The sequence below is a fragment of the Bacteroides caecigallinarum genome, assembly GCF_016901995.1.
GTDB classification, from domain to species: Bacteria; Bacteroidota; Bacteroidia; order Bacteroidales; family Bacteroidaceae; genus Phocaeicola; species Phocaeicola cellulolyticus.
On record NZ_JACJLE010000202.1, the window covers coordinates 1 to 262 of the forward strand.

The 262-nt window shown below is 48.1% G+C and carries 1 pseudogene; it reads right to left on the reverse strand.

Annotation, left to right across the window (positions count from 1 at the left end):
- Window positions 1–262 (reverse strand): annotated as a pseudogene (locus H6A61_RS16350) (AAA family ATPase); the annotation flags it as partial.

Below are 262 nucleotides of genomic sequence, written 5' to 3' on the forward strand. Positions count from 1 at the left end.
ATTCCCGTATAGCTCGGCAACAGGAATTCCATGAAACCGTCCTCCACCTCTTTGTTCGGGAATCCCAGTATATAAGTCTTGAATCTGCTGTCATAATCCTTGATTGTCATATACCCGCTCTGATACAAAATCGGCACGGGGTTCTTCCTGAGTGTTTCCAATCCATTCAGCGAGTCCGCCGTAGCATACTCCCTCATCAGCTTCTTCAGGTTATATCCGCATCCCTTCATCAGCTCCACTAGGAAAGTAGGCGTACCCGTCT